The sequence below is a fragment of the Paenibacillus sp. MBLB1832 genome (assembly GCF_032271945.1).
GTDB lineage: Bacteria > Bacillota > Bacilli > Paenibacillales > NBRC-103111 > Paenibacillus_E > Paenibacillus_E roseopurpureus.
The window spans coordinates 1,707,973-1,725,624 of record NZ_CP130319.1 but is presented as its reverse complement, the minus strand read 5'-3'; the positions used below and the strand labels follow the sequence as shown (position 1 = coordinate 1,725,624).

Below are 17,652 nucleotides of genomic sequence, written 5' to 3'. Positions count from 1 at the left end.
CATCTTTGTACCCGTGTATGGGGATAACGTGACCCGTTATCCCCATACACTAAACATATTACGGCTTTACAATTAACTCGGGTCTGTAGGCTGCAGTTGCATATTCTTTAGTGGCATACCTTATCCAGCTCTCCGAACCACTGGTCTTGGACACCAGCCTCAGAGAAAGCTGCTTATCCGAGCTATTAGCTAGCTCATTGTTCAGCTGGGTGGTGACGTCGAACTCAACCCAAGTGCCTGCAGCAGGCTTAGTCCAAGTGGCAATGGCGCTCGTTGTGGAGCTTGGCTTATTGTTCCAAGTTATTCCGTTTTCTTGCCAGCTGTCGCTGGACACATAATAGGCATCTGTCTGGATCGCGCTTGTTCCAGTCTCCACTGCATACAGTCGAACCTTCGCATAGGAAACCTGGGACAGATTCACATTGCTCAGATCGAATTTCATGTAGGACTCCCGGTCCCATCCAGGAAGGTCCAGCTTGGTCTCTAGCTTATCAGCTGAGCCGTAGTTGGTATTTCCATAGGTGCCTTGTCCGGATTGGTCGTCCCGGACAAAGGCATCTGCCACAGGTAAATAAGAGGCGTTAATTTTGAGAACAGGTCTTTGTATCTTGTTCAGGCTTTCACTCGATGCGTACTCTACTTGCGATGCGGGGCCAGAGGCAGTGGCAGTAGCGGGATATACCCGAATTGAAACCACTTTGCCGGTAGACATGGCAGCCTGAACCTGGGAAGTTACATCAATCGTAAGCGGAGTGCCTGATGTTATCGTATAGGTTCCCAGAATGGTACCGGATGCTGGTCTGCTGTTCCAGGTAATACCCGATTCAGTCCAGTTGTTGTCTGAAATAAGCGCAACCGTGTTTTGGATTCCTATCGAATCGGTTCTTGTCGGATACAAGGTTATGAATGCTTCTTTCACCGTGCCTGTGAAGTTATTAAAATCAAATTTCAGAAAACCTTCCCGATTCCAGCCGATTGCGTCCTTCTTAGTCAGAACCGTTAAGGAGGTGCTTCCCGCCTGGTTCGTATCTGCAGAGGTGCCGTCTCTTACAGAGGAATCATCTATGGCTACAAAGGAAAGATTAGCTGGCGTACCTGAGGTTTGAGGATAATACTCAAACGCCCCGATGTCCGGGTTGCCGGAATAGAGCGGTTGTCCCCAGAAGTCCTTGCCACCGTTGGCGGTTACCGCAACACCATTGTTAATTAGAGGTGAACTGCTCTGAAGCTTATAGCCGGCCAGCTTGTTCGGATCATCAAAATTGATCCAGGTCCCCCCAGAACCGGGATTCACTAGTTTGGGATCAGTTGTAATTAGATTAGGATCGTTCGGATAGCTGCTCGAACCATTTCCGTTAAAAACACTGTTATTTCTGTAAGTGAAATCCCCATCACCGAATTGGGACCAGTTCCCGGTGTTGTAGAACAGGTTATTGGTGAATTTGACGTTCGTCGCCGTACCCGCGTAGTCTCCGTCTACCATTACCTTGAGAGATCGGTTTGAATAGACGGTATTATTATACAGCTGTGCTCCGGTTGAGGGTCCCGAGAAGGTAATGGATATGCCGGATATCTCTCCGTCGTTTTGGCTGATATTGTAGCGGAAGACCGGATCAATATTGTAGTTAATACTTGAGCTTCCATCGTTGAAGATGCCGATAAATCCACCCTTATTGTCATGGGTGTAGTTGTATTGAAAAAGCGTTCTTCTGCTTTTGTAGTCCCCATCTAGTGCTTGACCGTCATTATTGCCGATTAGCTTATTATTGTTAAATACTTCATTATATTGAAACAAGGAATCGTCACTTGCGAACGGCCACAATGCAATAGTCGGACCGAATGCCCGTGCTGAGCCACCGTTAACCACATTATACTCTATCAATGCATTGGAAGCGCCAATTGGCAATATGGAATCGCCGCCAACATCCTCCAGGTAATTGTTGCGAATCACCACATTGGTTGCAAGATTGACGTCTCTGTACTTGGATTCCACATAGATGCCGTTCTTATCCGTTGTCTTAATCACATTCCGCTCAACCAGAATGTCATTAAATTTCGTTGCAACGGTATTTACCGGCACAAAGAAATGGATGCCAGCCGTTCCCGCCTGACCTTTCACATTACGGACCGTACAATCAACAATGTAAATATGGTCCGCTATTCCGAAATTGTCAGCCACTACACGGATCCCGTAACGGATTGCTGGGGAGGTTGCATCATTCGTTACCTCCAGATTCCGAATCTCCATATATTCCTGATTGAACAGCGAAACCGTGGCCCCAATGATACCATCACCATTAAGGATGGGTTTATTTCCGGAGTCTCCATACATATCGATTACGATCGGACTCCCGCTTGAACCCGAGCCTTTGGGTGCGAGTTGACCGCTCCAGATTCCGTTACGTTTGAACAGAATCCGATCGCCGGGTTGAAAGGCATCTCCCGTATTATTGGGGCCGGCGTTCACACGGCCAAGCGTTTTCCACGCGGTAGATATACTCATGCCGTCATTGTTATCCAGACCGTTAACCGAGTCCACATAATAGCTGGTGTTTGCTGCCAATGCCGTATCTGCCTGGACGGTGAATATTCCTAATGTTGACACCAAGAAAGCAAAAACAAGAAATAAAGAGCTCCAACGTTTCCCTATAACCATCACTTCTTCATTCCCTTCTCGCAAATTGTAAGAGGGTGCTGCCATTCTTAAATTAGAACCCTCTCGAACCATTGAATTGCGATTTCCACCCCCTTTCATCCCAAAAGAGCTTACCCTTTCACCGCCCCAAGTGTTATGCCCTTGACAAAGTACTTCTGAAGGAACGGGTATGCCATGACAATGGGCAGCGAAGCCAGGACAACAGTCGCCATTTGGGTAGTAACCGGTTGTGGAAGAGCTTCTCCGTTGGCCAGATTGGAATAAATATCCGATTGGCCTGCCAGAACGATTTGTCTAAGCAGAATTTGCAGAGGCCATAAGCCTGGTTTGTTTAGATACATGACAGCTGCAAAGAATTGGTTCCAGTTTCCCACGGCATAGAACAATGTAAATGTTGCCAATGCTGGTTTTGACAAAGGCAGTATGATTCGGAAAAAGATCCCCATATCGTTACAACCGTCGATGGTAGCCGATTCAATGATGCTCTCGTGAATAGATTCAAAAAACTCTCTCATGACCAGTAGATTAAAGGCTGAGACTGCAGATGGAATGACCAGGGCCCATAAAGTGTTGATCAGCCCCGTTTCCTTGACGATCAAGTAACTGGGAATAATTCCGCTGTTAAACAACATGGTGATGAGTACCATGCCAAGCACGAACCGTCTGCCGCTGAATTTAGGTCGGGAACAAACATAGGCCATCATTGATGTCACAGCCAGATTGATGAATGTACCAACCACAGTGATCCATACGGTATTCTTAAGAGAGGTAAAGAATACACCCGTTTTAAGAATATAACGATAGGCTTGCGTATCGAATTCCGAAGGCCACAGTAAAAATTTACCGGACACGATATCCTTCAAGGATGCAAAGGATACGGCTGCTACATTAATCAATGGCAAGATGCAGGCAAGTGCAAAAACAAACAGCACTACAATAATTAAAGCGTCCACAAGCACGCTCTGTCTCTTTACAGTCATGGGCTCCACTCCTAATCAAGAAGGGATGACCTAAGCCTTATGCTTTATAAGGAATGATCATCCCGACTCTAAACTTGAAATTACTTGCCGTCCTTGCGATTCTTCCAAGCATCATTGAATTCCTTCATGATGTCATTGCCACCGCGGGACTTCCAGCTTTCAAAGATCTGATCGATATAATCCACTGGTTTCTCACCCATGATGACCTTAATCATCTCATCTGTCACATATTTCTTAAGCTCTGCACCCTTCTCAGCATTTGCTTTGGAATATAGACCTTCTTCCTGTCTCAGCCACGGTTTGCCTTCCATGGCTACCTTGAAAGAATCCTTCTTCAATTTCTTCACTTCATCGGTATCTGCACTGCCAAAAATCCAATCGCCTTCTGCCAACGGATCAGTCAGATGGTACTTGTTGGGTCCATCTACATTGTTCGCATCGAGTGCAACCTTATTACCATTGTCCACTTTGTAGTGAACACCTTCAACGCCCCACTTGATAAAGCTTGCACCCTCATCACCCATCTGGTCATTGAGAATTTGTAGAGCCTTCTTCAACTTGCCTTCATCCTTCAGCAGATCCTTATTAAGCAGGAATGCACCAAAGTAGCCATAGGACTTCACGTAGCCCTGGTATCCATCTGGAGCCTTAAGTGGAGCAACAGGGGCAACAGCCCATTTCGGTTCTACGGCTCTTGCTTTCTTCAGACGGTCATTATTATAAGCCGTATAGCTCCATCCATGCGTTGAGCCAGCCTTGCCGAGAAGGAAATCGTCCTCCGATTGGGCATCTTTGCGCACAGCGAAGTCCTGAGGAATCAAGCCTTCCTTGTATAGCTTGGCGATATAACCATAAGCCGCTTTGGTGTTCGGAGCGAAGTCGGAAGGAATAATTCCTCCCTTGCCGTCTTCCACCCAGCCTAGGTTAGGACCAGCTTTGAAAGAGGCCATATTAACGCCAATATTGATGTCCGTACCGTTCAAGGAAGCTGTAGCGCCGAAAGTATCGTTCTTTCCATTGCCGTCCGGATCCTTCTCTTTGAATGCCTTCAGCACCTCGAACAGCTCATCGTAGTTGGTTGGTGTTTTCAAACCCAGCTTGTCCATCCAATCCTTCCGTAGCACTTGGGTTTGACCAGGTACGCCTCTGAAGCGTGGAATGCCGTAAACCTCTCCCTTCACCTTAAGGATACTCTGGAGATCTGGGGAAATTTTGCTGAAATTTGGATAGTTGGCCTTGTCATTGATGTATTTGGTCAGTGGCATAAACTGGCCGCCGTCTATAGCGGTGTTCCATTGATTATCCAGGAAAGGAATCAGCACGATATCCGGTACGTCGCCGGAAGCAAGCGTCACGCCCAGCTTATTGTTATATTCACCGCTTACAACCGGAATATATTCTAAATCAATGTTGTACCGCTCTTCGATCGCTTTTTTTCCGGCGCCGTTATCTGGTGGTGCAGCACCGTACAAGATATTCATCGCACGAATTTTGTATTTTTTCTCTACCGCTTTGGTAGTCGAGGATGGGCTGCTGGAGCTGCCCGATGCTTTTTCCCCATCTTTGCTGCTTCCGCATGCAGCCAATGTAGATATGAGCAATACTGCTACTACTGAAGTGCTTAAAACTTTCTTCATTGAAAATCCCCCTAGTTATCATTTAATTGAATTGCCGTACGTTCGTTTAGTAAACGCCTCGTTCCCCAAATAGCTTTGCCAAATAATTCGCAGAGACAATAAGAACCATTCCGACAACCCCCTTCAGAAGCCCAACGGCCGTCGTGAAGCTAAAATTACCATTGACAACACCGACACGGTAAACATACGTATCCAGAACCTCGCCAACTGCTGACACAGTCGGGTTCAACATCAGATACACTTGTTCAAATCCTACGTCAAGGACACTTCCTAGCCGGAGAATGAACAGGACAATGATCGTGCTTTTAATGCCAGGGAGGGTAATATGCCAAATCTGTCTCCACCGGCCTGCACCGTCGATTTTCGCTGCCTCATACAACTCCGGGTCGATGCCAGTCAAGGCGGCCAAATAAATAATGGTCCCCCATCCAGCCTCCTTCCAAATCACTTGTAACACAAGCATTCCGCGGAAGGTATCCTTGTTAGAAAGAATTTCGATGGGTTGGAACCCCAAGCCTGTCAATAGGTTGTTTATGGAGCCATCCTGTTTAAACAGCATATAGAAGATACCTGCCACCACAACCCAAGACAGAAAGTGAGGTAAATATATGGTGGTCTGAATCAACCGCTGCAGCCACTTAGACCGAATTTCATTCAATAGAACCGCGATAACAACGGGAACCGTAAATGCAAACACGATTTGATAAAAGCTAATGATCAATGTATTGGATAGATAAATGCCCACATCAGGACTATCAAAGATTTGGGCAAAGTTTTTCCAGCCAACCCATTCACTGTGCAGGAACCCTTTCATAGGGGTGAAATGTTGGAACGCAATGACAACCCCCAGCATGGGAATGTACTTATAAACGAGAAAGTAGATCAGCCCGGGCAGTAGGAGAAGCCAAAGATACCGCTCTTTGTAAAAGGTCTTCCAACGACTTTGTTTGTTGAGTGTGACTAGATTAGAACGGATCGTAGTGCTAAGCTCTGAATCCATTTGTTCGTTCACCTCCTTCCGTGACCTCAGCATAGGGTACCAGAAGTGATTTAAGCAATACCCACCTTTTGACCTAAGCAAGAACAGATTGATACGCAAAAAAAGGGTGTGTATGTCCCTTTATTTAAAAAAGAGACACACCGCATGAACGGAGCGTCCCTTTTATTGACCTTATTCTTCCGAATCTTCTCTATCCTCGCCGCCAGGATCTCTTCGATAGCTTCCCGGCGTTCTGCCAGTCACCTTTTTGAATACCCGGATAAAACCCTTTACATTCGCATATCGCAGCATCTCTGCTATGTCCTGTACCAGTAACTTCGGATCGGCCAACAGTTCCTTTGCTATCTGGATCCGGTAGTCAATTACATAATCCACAAAGTTGATGCCAGTGACCTTTTTGAACAGCCTGCTTAGGTGGAAAGGGTTTACGCCTGCCATCTCCGCACACCCTTGCAAGGAAATATCCTGATCATAATGGGATTGGATGTAGGCGGTCACCTTGCCAATCAACTGTATGTCCGATTGGCTTCCTTTATTGGGCTCAGTCTGAAGCTTGTCAAACAGCTGCCTATTGAAGAAATCCTCAAATTGCTGCAGGCTCCGCTGTTTGGCAAGCTCTGCTATCAACGATTTAATTTCCTGCTGAGTAAGAACTTTTCCATTTTCTGATCGAACATGCCGAATCAAGTTGAACAGAAGCTGGGAGAAGAAGCCAATCATTTCTTCTACGGACATCGTATAGTCCTCCCGCAGTATAGAAACCAAGGCGGAGAAGCGGTCCCTGGCCAAGACTGCATTCATCTCCTCTACCGAGCGGATCAGATCGTTTTCATATTCGGTTAACGTCGAGGTCTGGATGGATATGGCGGGATCCAACTGATTGAAGATAATGACCCTGTTGCCGCCAAGAGCGAATCGATAGCGCATGCCTTGTCTTGCTTCTACATAAGCTTCATGCAGCCCCTCAGCTCCTGAGGCAGAATAACTGGCGGAGATTACACAATTGAGCTTCAAATATTGCAGTATCGACCTTAACACTGCTTCTCCCCGCTCCTGCAGAACCTTATGATCCGATGTATCCTTTAACTGATGCACAATGACAAACTGGCCGGGTTGAATCATGAGTATTTTGACAAACCCAAAGGCTCCGAGCAGCTCCGAGGCAATATTTTCGACTGCAAAGTAATATAAATATTGGTCCTTGGTACTGAATTTCTCTTCCAACTCCCGTTGGTCCAGCTCCAACAAGTATAAGGCAAGCTCTTGATCGACATAGCCGACTTCATCAAGAGGCAGTTTGCTGTTGCCGCCAAGCAAAATCTGAAAGAGCACGTAATTCCGAATTTCATCCGAATATTGTTCAATTGTCTTTTGTAGGGTTTGGTTATTTTCCTCCATCACTTCAATATAGTTTGTAATGGACTGAACTTCGTTCAAGGAGGAGACTTCCTCCGGATCATGCCGTCTTAATCGCTTGGCCAGATGCCCCAGTGGAGAATAAAGCCTTTTGGTCGTAAGGAATGCGACGATCAGCGCCACGAGCACAAGACCCAAGCTGCCTGCCAAAATAAAGTTCCGCATCCGAAGAGGCTCCTTGGCAATGGCCGATTCCGGAATGGAGGAAACAAAGAACCAGTCATGGTACGGGGAGTAATTAATTGACAAGTAGGAGGGAGTGCCCTCAAAGGACATTCGCAGCTGGAGATCGCCTGAATTCCTGACGCTCCTCAACATATTCAGAAAGGCCTCCTGCTTATAGGAAGAACCAATACGAGTCGTTTCTGAATGGAGTACGACAAAGCCATCCCCATTTACGATGAACAACTGGTTTGTTGGATCTGCCGTTTTCATCCGATTGCTTAGAGATACTGCATCCAGATAAATAATAAAAGCGCCAACCTTGCGGTTCGATACATCCCGAATAGGCCGAATCAAGGTGATCGCAGGGGTATTGATGCGGTTGTTGATGGAAATCCTAGTCGACATCCATGTACCTAATTCGGGGGTGTGCCGGATGTTATCCAAAAGCTCGCTGTCCTGAAAATCATCGATTGTCATGATATTTCCCGCTGATGAGGAGACGACCTTCCCATAGGGTATATTATAAAAGTCGACTTCCAGGACATGGTTCATCCCGCTCTTAAGATTGGTAAGCGTTTGAACCAGTTCCCTGACTTCCAGGTGGTTCTTGTAGTTTAAGTCAATCTCGGCGAACCTGCGAAGTGACATATTATCATAGGTGTATTGCAGCATAAGCTCATCGAATTTGCGGAATACCCCATCCATTTCATCCCTTGATTTCTCCAGGAGTATGGCGTTCATTTGGTTATTGTGGTTACCAATGATTTTCGTTGCGTAGGAAGCGCTCACAATACCCATAATCGCTACTGGCAGACTGGAGAGCAGCAGAATTGAGATAAACATCTTGGTTTTTATGCTCCTGGCGAAGAACGCTGGATTTCGTTTTTTTGTATAGTGCCATAGGCTAGTCATCATCGCATTCTCCCTCGGATTGAGCTGTTTCAAGTATTTGCGCCACTCTATCATACACTTGAATGGCTGTGGTGTGAATTCCCCTATTTTGACTGAGAGTTCCCTTTTCTTGATGATCCTACACACATTTCTTTTCAAGCAATTATAGGGAGTTGTTATGTCCAGACTTCCGGAAGGCGTGCGGTGTCATGCCATGATGTTTCTTAAATGTTTTGATAAAATAGCTGACGTTTTCAAAGCCTGTTTTTAAGGCAATGTCCAACACGGACAGATCAGAATACTTCAAATATTGAGAGGCTATTCTGATCCGGTGACGGGTTAGATACATAACAGGCGTATCACCTGTAAAATGCTTGAAAAATTTAAAAAAGCGCTCCAAACTGAGGCCCGACACTTCCGCAACTTCTTCTATGTAGATTCGATTGTCGTAATGACGCTCCATATACTCGATTGATTTTTGGAGCTTCTCTATATGGGGGTTCAGATTGTTGCTAGACTGAGAGGACGTCGTGAACGCCTTGTTTGAAATAATCTCCGCGAGAATTAAGTACAAGCTGGCTTTGATTTGAATTTCAAAACCAGTCGGCTTCTGACGATAAACTTCGATAATCCGTTTGACATTGGCAACGACTTCCGCTTGCCAGCCTGGCACATTCCGGATCAGTGATGGAAACTTGTATTGTCCTACGAGAAAAGGATCCACATATTTCGTCTGACAAGCATCTGATTGAGCGCTGTTCAGCAGTCCCATGCTGAAAATGATCCCAAACAAACGACAATTGATATTATCCATGCAATAGCTGCTGTGAATTTCATTGGGATGAATGATGATGACATCGCCTTCTTGTACGAAAAGGGGCTTCCCGTCAATCTCCATCATCATGCTTCCTTCGGTGATGATGCTGAATTCAAACTCCTTGTGCCAATGAAGGTACACGAATCTACCCGTATTTCTGACTTCTGTTGAATCGCTGTAAGCAACCCTTAGTGGAAAATCAATAATCCCTTCATCCTTCTCGAAAATCAGGCCTTCATCAACGATCATACTATACCTCCCATAATCTATAATAGTGTTATTTTTCGTTATAATAATGGAAGATATTTCGATAATATCACTATTATAATTATATAGGAGACTTAAAAGGATCACAATTTTAAATACAAAGAAAGGAGCTGATTTGATGTCGGAACCCCTTACATTTATATCAAATCCCCGTCATATTGAAGTTTACGAAATGTACGTGTCTAATCCACTTGTTCAGGAGAACAGCTTCCTAAACGTCGAGAGGGAAGACAAAGAGCTTCCTGTCTTTGATCAAGTGAAGACTATTCTTCCCCAACCCTTTTGGAACGGACAGGATGAGGCCATTCAGTGTTATTGGAAGGCATGGGAGTTAGCCTTTGGGAACCTTCGAAAGCCTACTCCGGAGAATGGGTTTGTGTCTAACTTTATAGATACAGCATTCAATGACTGTCTCTTCATGTGGGATTCTAGCTTTATTCTGCTGTTTGCCCGTTATGGCTCACGTGCCTTTAATTTCCAACGTACGCTGGATAATCTGTACGCGAAGCAGCATAAGGATGGTTTTATCTGCCGTGAGATCGATGAGAGAGCTGGTTTGGATCGGTACCATCGCTTCGACCCCTCCAGCACAGGGCCAAATATTCTCCCTATGGCGGAATGGGAATATTACCTGAATTTCGGGGACAAGGAACGATTGTCCAAGGTGTTTCCCATTCTTGTTGCGTATCACCGCTGGCTTCGCGAGTACCGAACATGGCCGGATGGCACCTACTGGTCATCCGGTTGGGGCTGCGGCATGGACAACCAGCCAAGGCTGGAGCGCATTTATGATGAACGCTGGTCCCACGGGCATATGGTTTGGACGGACACCTGCTTCCAGCAGATCTTAAGCGCCAAGCTCCTGCTGCAGATGAGCTGGGAGGTAGGCCGGACAGAAGAAATCCCTGACTTTGAGGATGAAATCAACAGCCTTTCCAGTTATATGAACCGCCATTTATGGGACGAGAACACCGCCTTCTATTATGACCGTTGGAAGGACGGGCGCCTGAACTACGTTAAATCTATCGGGGCTTACTGGTCCCTGCTTGCGGACGTAGTCCCGTCAAACAGCATGGAGCGTTTCATCGGACATCTAACTAATGAGAAGGAATTCAACCGGCCTCATCCGATTCCCACCCTCTCCGCTGACGATCCAGGCTACCATGAGGGCGGCGATTATTGGCGTGGCGGGGTTTGGGCGCCAACCAACTATATGGTATTAAAGGGACTTCAAAAGTCTGATTACAATGCCCTTGCCCATAACATTGCGGTGCGTCACCTTGAGCATGTCGTTAAAGTGTTCCTCGAGTCAGGCACCCTATGGGAAAACTACGCGCCCGAGCTGGTTTCAAGGGGGTTCCACTCCAAAGGTGACTTCGTGGGTTGGACGGGACTCTCCCCCATTGCCGTCCTGTTTGAATTCGTATTTGGCCTTAAGCCCGATGTGCCTAACGCCAAGTTGGTATGGGATGTAAGACTTCTGCAGGCCCACGGTGTTTCCCAATATCCATTCGGCATAGATGGCATCATGGAGCTTCGGTGCGAAGAACGCGAATGCTTGAATCAGAAGCCAGTCATTACGGCTTCCTCAACGATCCCATTAACGCTTGTGGTCAAGTGGGAGAATGGCGAAGAGTATGTGGAGCTGGGTAAGTAAACTGGAACGACACTAGAGGAGGAATCATACGATGGAATTCGTACGCATCGGAATTATAGGACTTGGCAACATGGGCTCGTCCCACTGCATTCAGATTCATATAGAGCACAAGGTTCCCGGACTTAAACTAGCAGCCGTTTGTGATATCAGCGAAGAGCGGAGGGAATGGGCCGGCCGTGAATTTCCTGGGGTGCCGGTCTTCGAGCATGCGACTGACATGTACCAAAGCGGGTTGATCGATGCTGTTCTCGTGGCTGTGCCACACTATGACCACCCAAGTCTCTCCATCGAAGCCTTCTCCCACGGTCTTCATGTTCTGGTTGAGAAGCCTGCCGGGGTATATACAAAGCAAGTACTTATGATGAATGCTGCCGCAGCCAAGTCGGACAAAGTATTCTGTATCATGTACAACCAAAGAACCAACCCCGTCTATCAAAAGCTGAGGGAGTTGGTTCAAGACGGCGAGCTTGGTGAATTAAAGCGTGTGGTCTGGATTGTCACAGACTGGTATCGACCACAGGCTTACCACGATTCTGGATCGTGGCGATCCACTTGGAAGGGAGAAGGCGGCGGTACACTGATTAACCAGAACCCCCACAACCTGGATCTCCTTCAATGGATACTTGGCATGCCGAAGCGGTTACGTTCCTTTGTAAGTTTCGGCAAGTATTACAATATCGAGGTTGAGGACGATGTGACTGCCTATCTCGAATATGCAAACGGCGCAAGTGGTGTGTACATTACCTCTACGGGAGAATCCCCAGGTACAAACCGTTTGGAGCTTTCCGGTGATCGCGGCAAAATCGTAGTCGAGAACAACAAAATCACCTTTCACCGCAACCGCATCCCCGAGCGGGAGCATAACCGATCCAACACTGAACCGTTCAAGCGGCCGGAGGCCTGGGTTTGTGACATTCCGGTTGTCGGGACAAACGAGGATCATGTAGGGATTATGAAAAGCTTTACGCAAGCTATCTTAAAGGGTACGCCGCTGCTTTCCCCAGGGGAAGAGGGAATTCATGGTCTAACCATCTCCAACGCCATTCACTATTCCACATGGACGAACGATTGGGTGGATCTAGAACAATTTAACCATGATCATTTCCATGAGCTTCTGCTCGAACGGATTCAACATTCAAAGGTAGAAAAGAAATTATCCCAAAAGGTCGTTGACGTCACGGGAACCTACTGATTAATCATACGGCAACATTTTAAGATCCCGCGAAAAAGCTCTCCAAGCACGGTCAAAGACCTTCTGGAGAGCTTTTTTGTTATCGGTTTAGGCGACAGACAGTCTTCGTAGCAGGCCTTTAACACGAAGTGGCACGACATTAAAGCGGAAGATCTTTTCTCCTAAATGTTGCTATCGATAATGGCCTCAGAATCATACAAAGATTATATCATTCTTCATTATCAAAAGATCAAAAGCCTTACGTTTTTATCGTAAGGCCGATCCTTGTCACAAATATTGTTCATTTCAATTAACTAAACTTCCATCTCTAAACCTAACAATCCGCTTCGCCTGCTCAGCAACCTGCCGGTCATGCGTAATCACAATAATCGTTCTGCCTTGCTCATTTAGCCTTCTGAAAATATCCAAAATCTCCCCACCCGTCTTCGAATCTAATGCTCCGGTCGGCTCATCCGCCAAGATAATCGGAGGATCGCCTGCCAAAGTACGTGCAATTGCAACGCGCTGCTGCTGCCCGCCAGACAGCTCCGAAGGAAAGTGTTTCCTTCGATCCAGCAGGTTATAATTTTGAAAAACAAACCCGATCTTCCGATTGCGAATCTCTGCCAATTGTGAATCCTTAAGGGTGTGAATCTGCTTTCCATCGAGAACATACATGCCTTTGTCCGAAACGTCCAAACATCCGATGATATTCATCAGCGTGGACTTACCGGAGCCCGAAGGCCCCATGATCGCTACGTATTCGCCTTGCGCAATGTCTAACGAGATATCGTCCAATGCCCAGATCGTCTCTCCGCCCATGAAGTAAAACTTACTCACATAGAATACGATGCGCCAACCTAACGACTTACCGCTTCGCCTTATAAAACTCATGATACAACTTCATCAAAGCTCGCTTCTCAATCCGCGGCACATAGGAACGGCTAATCCCCAGCTCCTTCGCGATCTCTCGCTGCGTCCGCTCTTCCCCACCTAATTCAAGTCCAAACCGACCAACCACAACTTCCTTCTCGCGATCGTCTAAAATCTCTAAGTTCCGAAAGATTTTGCTCTTCTCAATCTTGAGTTGCACCGCATCCACCACATCGTCCGCTTCGCTGCCGAGGATGTCAATTAAAGTAATCTCGTTCCCCTCTTTGTCCGTTCCGGTCGGATCATGAAAAGACACATCTTTCCGTGTTTTCTTCAAGGAGCGCAGATGCTTCAAGATCTCATTCTCGATACAACGTGCTGCAAATGCCGCCAGCTTGGTCCCTTTGTTCGGGGGAAAGGATTCGATAGCTTTGATCAAACCGATTGTCCCAATGGAGATTAAATCTTCCAAATCTTCTCCGGGATTGTCGAATTTTTTGAGGTTGTGAACACAAAGCGATGTAGATAGGCAAGTAAAAAAGCCTCGGTATCGAGACTTTTTCGCTTTATGATTAACAAAAGTAACCCACACTAGTCGATCTCTAGTCAGTGGGTTACTTAATACCTAGAAGAGAAATTTTACTCTAAAGAATTTTCATCACGGTACTGGTATCACTTCAATATCATCGCCGTAGGAGACATTCGTTCCACCCGACTTCCAAATATAGATGTCTGCGCTCGAACTGGCAGTGCCGGTTTTAAAGAGGATCGCAGTTTGCACATAGGTAGTGCCAGTGATACCTTGAGCAATTTCCGTGCCTCCGTAATTTTTCACACCGAGGTAAACGGTGTCACTAGACGCCCCATTACTCAGCCACCCTAGCAATACATAGGTTGTATTGGCTTTAAGCCCAGTAAGATGCTGCTGGACTCCCGAATTCGAAGAAGCGGTACGAACTCCGTATGAGCCGGAATGTGAATTCGAAGCGACGACAGACGCTCCACCCAGGTTGGACCAGCTCCCAAGATTTGCGGAATCAAAGCCTGGGTTCAGCACGATATTGAGATAGGGGGTTACTTGCACATCATCCCCATATGACGCTCCAGAGCCGCCGCTCTTCCAAACGTAGATATCAGCGGACGTAGCTACGCTACCCGTTGTAAATAGAACATATCCCTTGCTGTATGATGTTCCCGACACGCCGGATGCTGTATCGTTACCGCCGTAATTTTTCACACCTACATATACAGTGTCGATGCTGTTGGTATTCTTCAACATCGCACTTACGATATACTTCGTGTTAGGCGTAAGACCTGTAACATGTTGCTGGATGCCTGAATTAGATGAAGCGGTCTGCACCGCCCACGATCCGCTATTCGCGTTCGAATTGGTGGTGGTAGCTCCCCCAGGTTCGTCCAGGAGTTAAGGTTCCCACTCTCGAAACCAGTATTGGTAACGCCAAAGCCGGCTCCATTGTATGCCCCAATGTTAGGAGCGGCTAAGCTCGATACACTATTACCAAAGAAGTCTAACCCGCCGTTGCTGGAAACGACCGCACCACTGCCGAGAGCAGGCGAGCCGACTTTTAATTTAAACCCTTCCGCATTCTGTCTTCCATCCCCACCCGTACTTGGGAGGATAAACAACGGATCGTTGGTTACAGCACTTGTTCCTGCTGAAGAAATCCCACCGGAAAATGCATTATTAGAACACGTTCCCGCATTCGTACATGGACTCCCCCCACTTGCTACGATTATATTATTTTGAAACAACCCGGAATCACGAGTCTGCGCATACAATGTCTGGTTCGGCTCATAGAAGGTATTGTTATAAATATCCATCTTAAAATGAGGAGGAGTCGATGGGTTCTGGCTTCCATCCCATTTTATGTTGGCGCCACCGGTATTCTGCGTAATGTTAAACCTGGTTACCCCTCCCGAATAGTTATTTCCATTTCCGGTCGTATTGCTGCTACAACAGACTAGTATAAATCCGTAGGGATTATCGTGTACATAGTTATATTGATGATTACATGTGCCTCTCCCCCCCCAATCGCAGTCGAAAGCCAACCCGTCGCCACTGCCGGAGAACGTCATTCTTGCTACCTCGTTGTACTGCGTCCAAATATTTTTGCTCGTAAATGTCCAGATACCGTCTGTATATTCACCGGATGGTGTTGTAATATCATAAGCGCGATTATATTCAATAATCGGTGTGTCGGAAGCACCGACCAGAATAGGATCAAATTTCAAATCGTGAATGTAGTTATTGCTTACCTTCACGTTCGTGTTGTATGTCCATCCCGTCATGTTCGGATTCGTTTGACTTTGAGAACCACTACCGGTTACGACGACCCCCATCGTATCTGAATTGTAAATCGTGTTGTTATCGATGAGAAGCTGATCGTAATTGTTATTCGTATTTGGCGTATCGGAACTTACAAAGATGGCACCGCTACTCCAATGATCCGACGTTCCTCTTATATCGTGGATCACGTTATTTTTGATGGAGATATTGCGGAATGTGCCTGTCGTTCCACCCGTCGCTTTGATTTGAATGCCTCTTACATAAGGTAAAGAGGAACCGGAGTTCATGATTTCCAAGTTTTGAATCGTTAAATAAGAAATATTCTGCAGGTAGATGGCTCCATCCTGGTTTCCATTTCCGTTAAGGATCGGTAGACTACCACTCCCATACGCGTCAACCACGATGGGAGATCCGCTTGCCCCAGAACCAGTAAACATTAGTTGTCCTGTACATGTCGTTCCGCGTTTAAATAGAAGTTGATCCCCGGACTGGAACGTTTGACTATTGACACTCGTCAGATTGTTCCACGGGCTTCCCAAACTTCCGTTCCCATTTATTCCACCCGAACAGTCTACGTAATAGGAAGTGTTTATTGCCCGCACGGTAGGTTGAAGTACTGTAGAGCTTAGAACGGTGGTTACAAGCAAGGCTGAAAGCATCATAATTTTCATAAAAATTCGAACTAGATTCCTGTGCATCGTCATCCCTCCATTTTTAGATTAAATTTACATCTGAGGCGTCCACTCACCAAATTCTTGTTTTACGACCACTTCAGCTCGATCTGTTGCTTCATTCACCTCCTTAGCGAGTGCTTCTTTGGCTAGTTGTTGAAAGATCACCTGCTTAGCTGTCTCAAACGGTACATAAGCCCCTTCGATTCGATTCTCAACCTTTAACAGGTAAAATCCCGTTCGATCTTGGAGAGGCCCGACCCACTCACCGGAAAAAGCGGATCTGGCTTGTGCAACCAAAGACGGCCAGTTCATACTGTCGCGCTTGACTGTAAGCGCGTTCATTTCAATGGATTCAATAGAAACATCAGGAATTGAACCGGCATCCTGTTGCTTGATAGATCTCAACTTGTTGAAATAGTCTTCTTGTTCTTTCAGACTTGTTGCACCGGCATGAACGGACCAAAGCGACCCTCGAATGATCGGCACTTCACGGAAATTTGCGTCCTTCATGGATTCATACCGTTCTCGAAGCTTCTCTTCCGATATATCCAAACCGGAGATCAGTTGTCGTTTCAAGTCGGAAACTAGATTCGATTGGATATAATGAGCGTAATCCCTTTCGTTAAATTGAATCGGGCCATAAAGGATTTGTCCCTTCTCATGGGCATCACGACGTTGTCCGTTAACGATTTGCAAATTCGTCATGAATGTTTTGTAATCCGCAGCTTGAATAAGCCCGTGCTTCTTCGCCAAGAGAAAAGGTATCTTCAGATTGATTGCCAACCGCAATGCCTTCTGCTTTGCAATTTGAATTGGGGTTTCATTATTAATCATGGAATTCCAAAAATCCGGTCTGTCTTGTACGCCAAACTTTTTACCCAAATTATCAATAACTTCCGTTTTTACCTGGTCAAAAGCAAGCTGCAATTCCCCTGCTGCGATTGGTTCTCCGTTCACCGTTGCCAAGGTTGCATAGGGGGAGAAGTCACTTGTACCGTGCAACCTGACGATATAAACGATTAAGCAAATAACTGCAGCAACGATTGGAACGATAAACCATCCATGCTTCTTCACAGTTCCTCCCCCTTGTCTTGTAAAAAATTAAAGGCGTCATTCGATCATCAAATGGCTAAAACCTCT

At 46.3% G+C, this 17,652-nt stretch carries 12 protein-coding genes and 1 pseudogene; 2 read left to right on the top strand and 11 right to left on the bottom strand.

Annotated features, from left to right (window positions below; genetic code table 11):
* Positions 1–58 precede the first annotated feature (58 nt).
* The 6 genes from MJB10_RS07750 to MJB10_RS07725 form a co-directional block, all read right to left on the bottom strand.
* The gene (locus MJB10_RS07750; RefSeq protein ID WP_314803194.1) at positions 59–2,605 is read right to left on the bottom strand and encodes a CBM96 family carbohydrate-binding protein; all 2,547 of its coding nucleotides are present in this window, start codon (positions 2,603–2,605) and stop codon (positions 59–61) included.
* A gap of 161 nt (positions 2,606–2,766) precedes the next feature.
* Positions 2,767–3,636, bottom strand: coding sequence for a carbohydrate ABC transporter permease (locus MJB10_RS07745; RefSeq protein WP_314803192.1), 870 nt, complete (start codon positions 3,634–3,636; stop codon positions 2,767–2,769).
* Between the two features lie 80 nt (positions 3,637–3,716).
* A complete protein-coding gene (locus MJB10_RS07740; RefSeq protein WP_314803190.1) occupies positions 3,717–5,273 on the bottom strand; it encodes an extracellular solute-binding protein in 1,557 nt (518 codons plus the stop codon).
* A gap of 46 nt (positions 5,274–5,319) precedes the next feature.
* The gene (locus tag MJB10_RS07735; RefSeq protein ID WP_314803188.1) at positions 5,320–6,273 is read right to left on the bottom strand and encodes an ABC transporter permease; all 954 of its coding nucleotides are present in this window, start codon (positions 6,271–6,273) and stop codon (positions 5,320–5,322) included.
* Positions 6,274–6,444: 171 nt separating this feature from the next.
* Complete coding sequence (locus MJB10_RS07730; protein ID WP_314803186.1) at positions 6,445–8,697, bottom strand: helix-turn-helix domain-containing protein; 2,253 nt, start codon at positions 8,695–8,697, stop codon at positions 6,445–6,447.
* A 211-nt stretch (positions 8,698–8,908) separates the two neighbouring features.
* Positions 8,909–9,811 (bottom strand): AraC family transcriptional regulator, encoded by a 903-nt coding sequence (locus MJB10_RS07725; RefSeq protein ID WP_314803184.1) that lies wholly within the window; start codon positions 9,809–9,811, stop codon positions 8,909–8,911.
* Between the two features lie 136 nt (positions 9,812–9,947).
* Here MJB10_RS07725 and MJB10_RS07720 point away from each other — a divergent pair, with 136 nt between their 5' ends.
* Positions 9,948–11,486 carry an MGH1-like glycoside hydrolase domain-containing protein gene (locus MJB10_RS07720; RefSeq protein ID WP_314803182.1) on the top strand — a complete coding sequence of 513 codons (1,539 nt, stop codon included), beginning with the start codon at positions 9,948–9,950 and terminating at the stop codon, positions 11,484–11,486.
* Positions 11,487–11,517: 31 nt separating this feature from the next.
* Positions 11,518–12,678 (top strand): Gfo/Idh/MocA family protein, encoded by a 1,161-nt coding sequence (locus MJB10_RS07715; RefSeq protein WP_314803180.1) that lies wholly within the window; start codon positions 11,518–11,520, stop codon positions 12,676–12,678.
* A 285-nt stretch (positions 12,679–12,963) separates the two neighbouring features.
* Here the strand turns inward: MJB10_RS07715 and MJB10_RS07710 are convergent, their stop codons facing one another.
* The 5 genes and pseudogenes from MJB10_RS07710 to MJB10_RS07690 form a co-directional block, all read right to left on the bottom strand.
* The gene (locus tag MJB10_RS07710) at positions 12,964–13,551 is read right to left on the bottom strand and encodes an ABC transporter ATP-binding protein (RefSeq protein WP_314803178.1); all 588 of its coding nucleotides are present in this window, start codon (positions 13,549–13,551) and stop codon (positions 12,964–12,966) included.
* Positions 13,526–14,047 (bottom strand): annotated as a pseudogene (gene sigK, locus MJB10_RS07705) (RNA polymerase sporulation sigma factor SigK); the annotation flags it as partial. The gene MJB10_RS07710 and the pseudogene sigK, both read right to left, overlap by 26 nt.
* A gap of 141 nt (positions 14,048–14,188) precedes the next feature.
* Positions 14,189–14,809, bottom strand: coding sequence for a carbohydrate binding domain-containing protein (locus MJB10_RS07700; RefSeq protein ID WP_314803177.1), 621 nt, complete (start codon positions 14,807–14,809; stop codon positions 14,189–14,191).
* A gap of 5 nt (positions 14,810–14,814) precedes the next feature.
* Positions 14,815–16,536, bottom strand: coding sequence for a right-handed parallel beta-helix repeat-containing protein (locus tag MJB10_RS07695; RefSeq protein WP_314803175.1), 1,722 nt, complete (start codon positions 16,534–16,536; stop codon positions 14,815–14,817).
* Between the two features lie 27 nt (positions 16,537–16,563).
* Positions 16,564–17,586, bottom strand: coding sequence for a peptidylprolyl isomerase (locus tag MJB10_RS07690; protein ID WP_314803173.1), 1,023 nt, complete (start codon positions 17,584–17,586; stop codon positions 16,564–16,566).
* Positions 17,587–17,652: the final 66 nt, after the last annotated feature.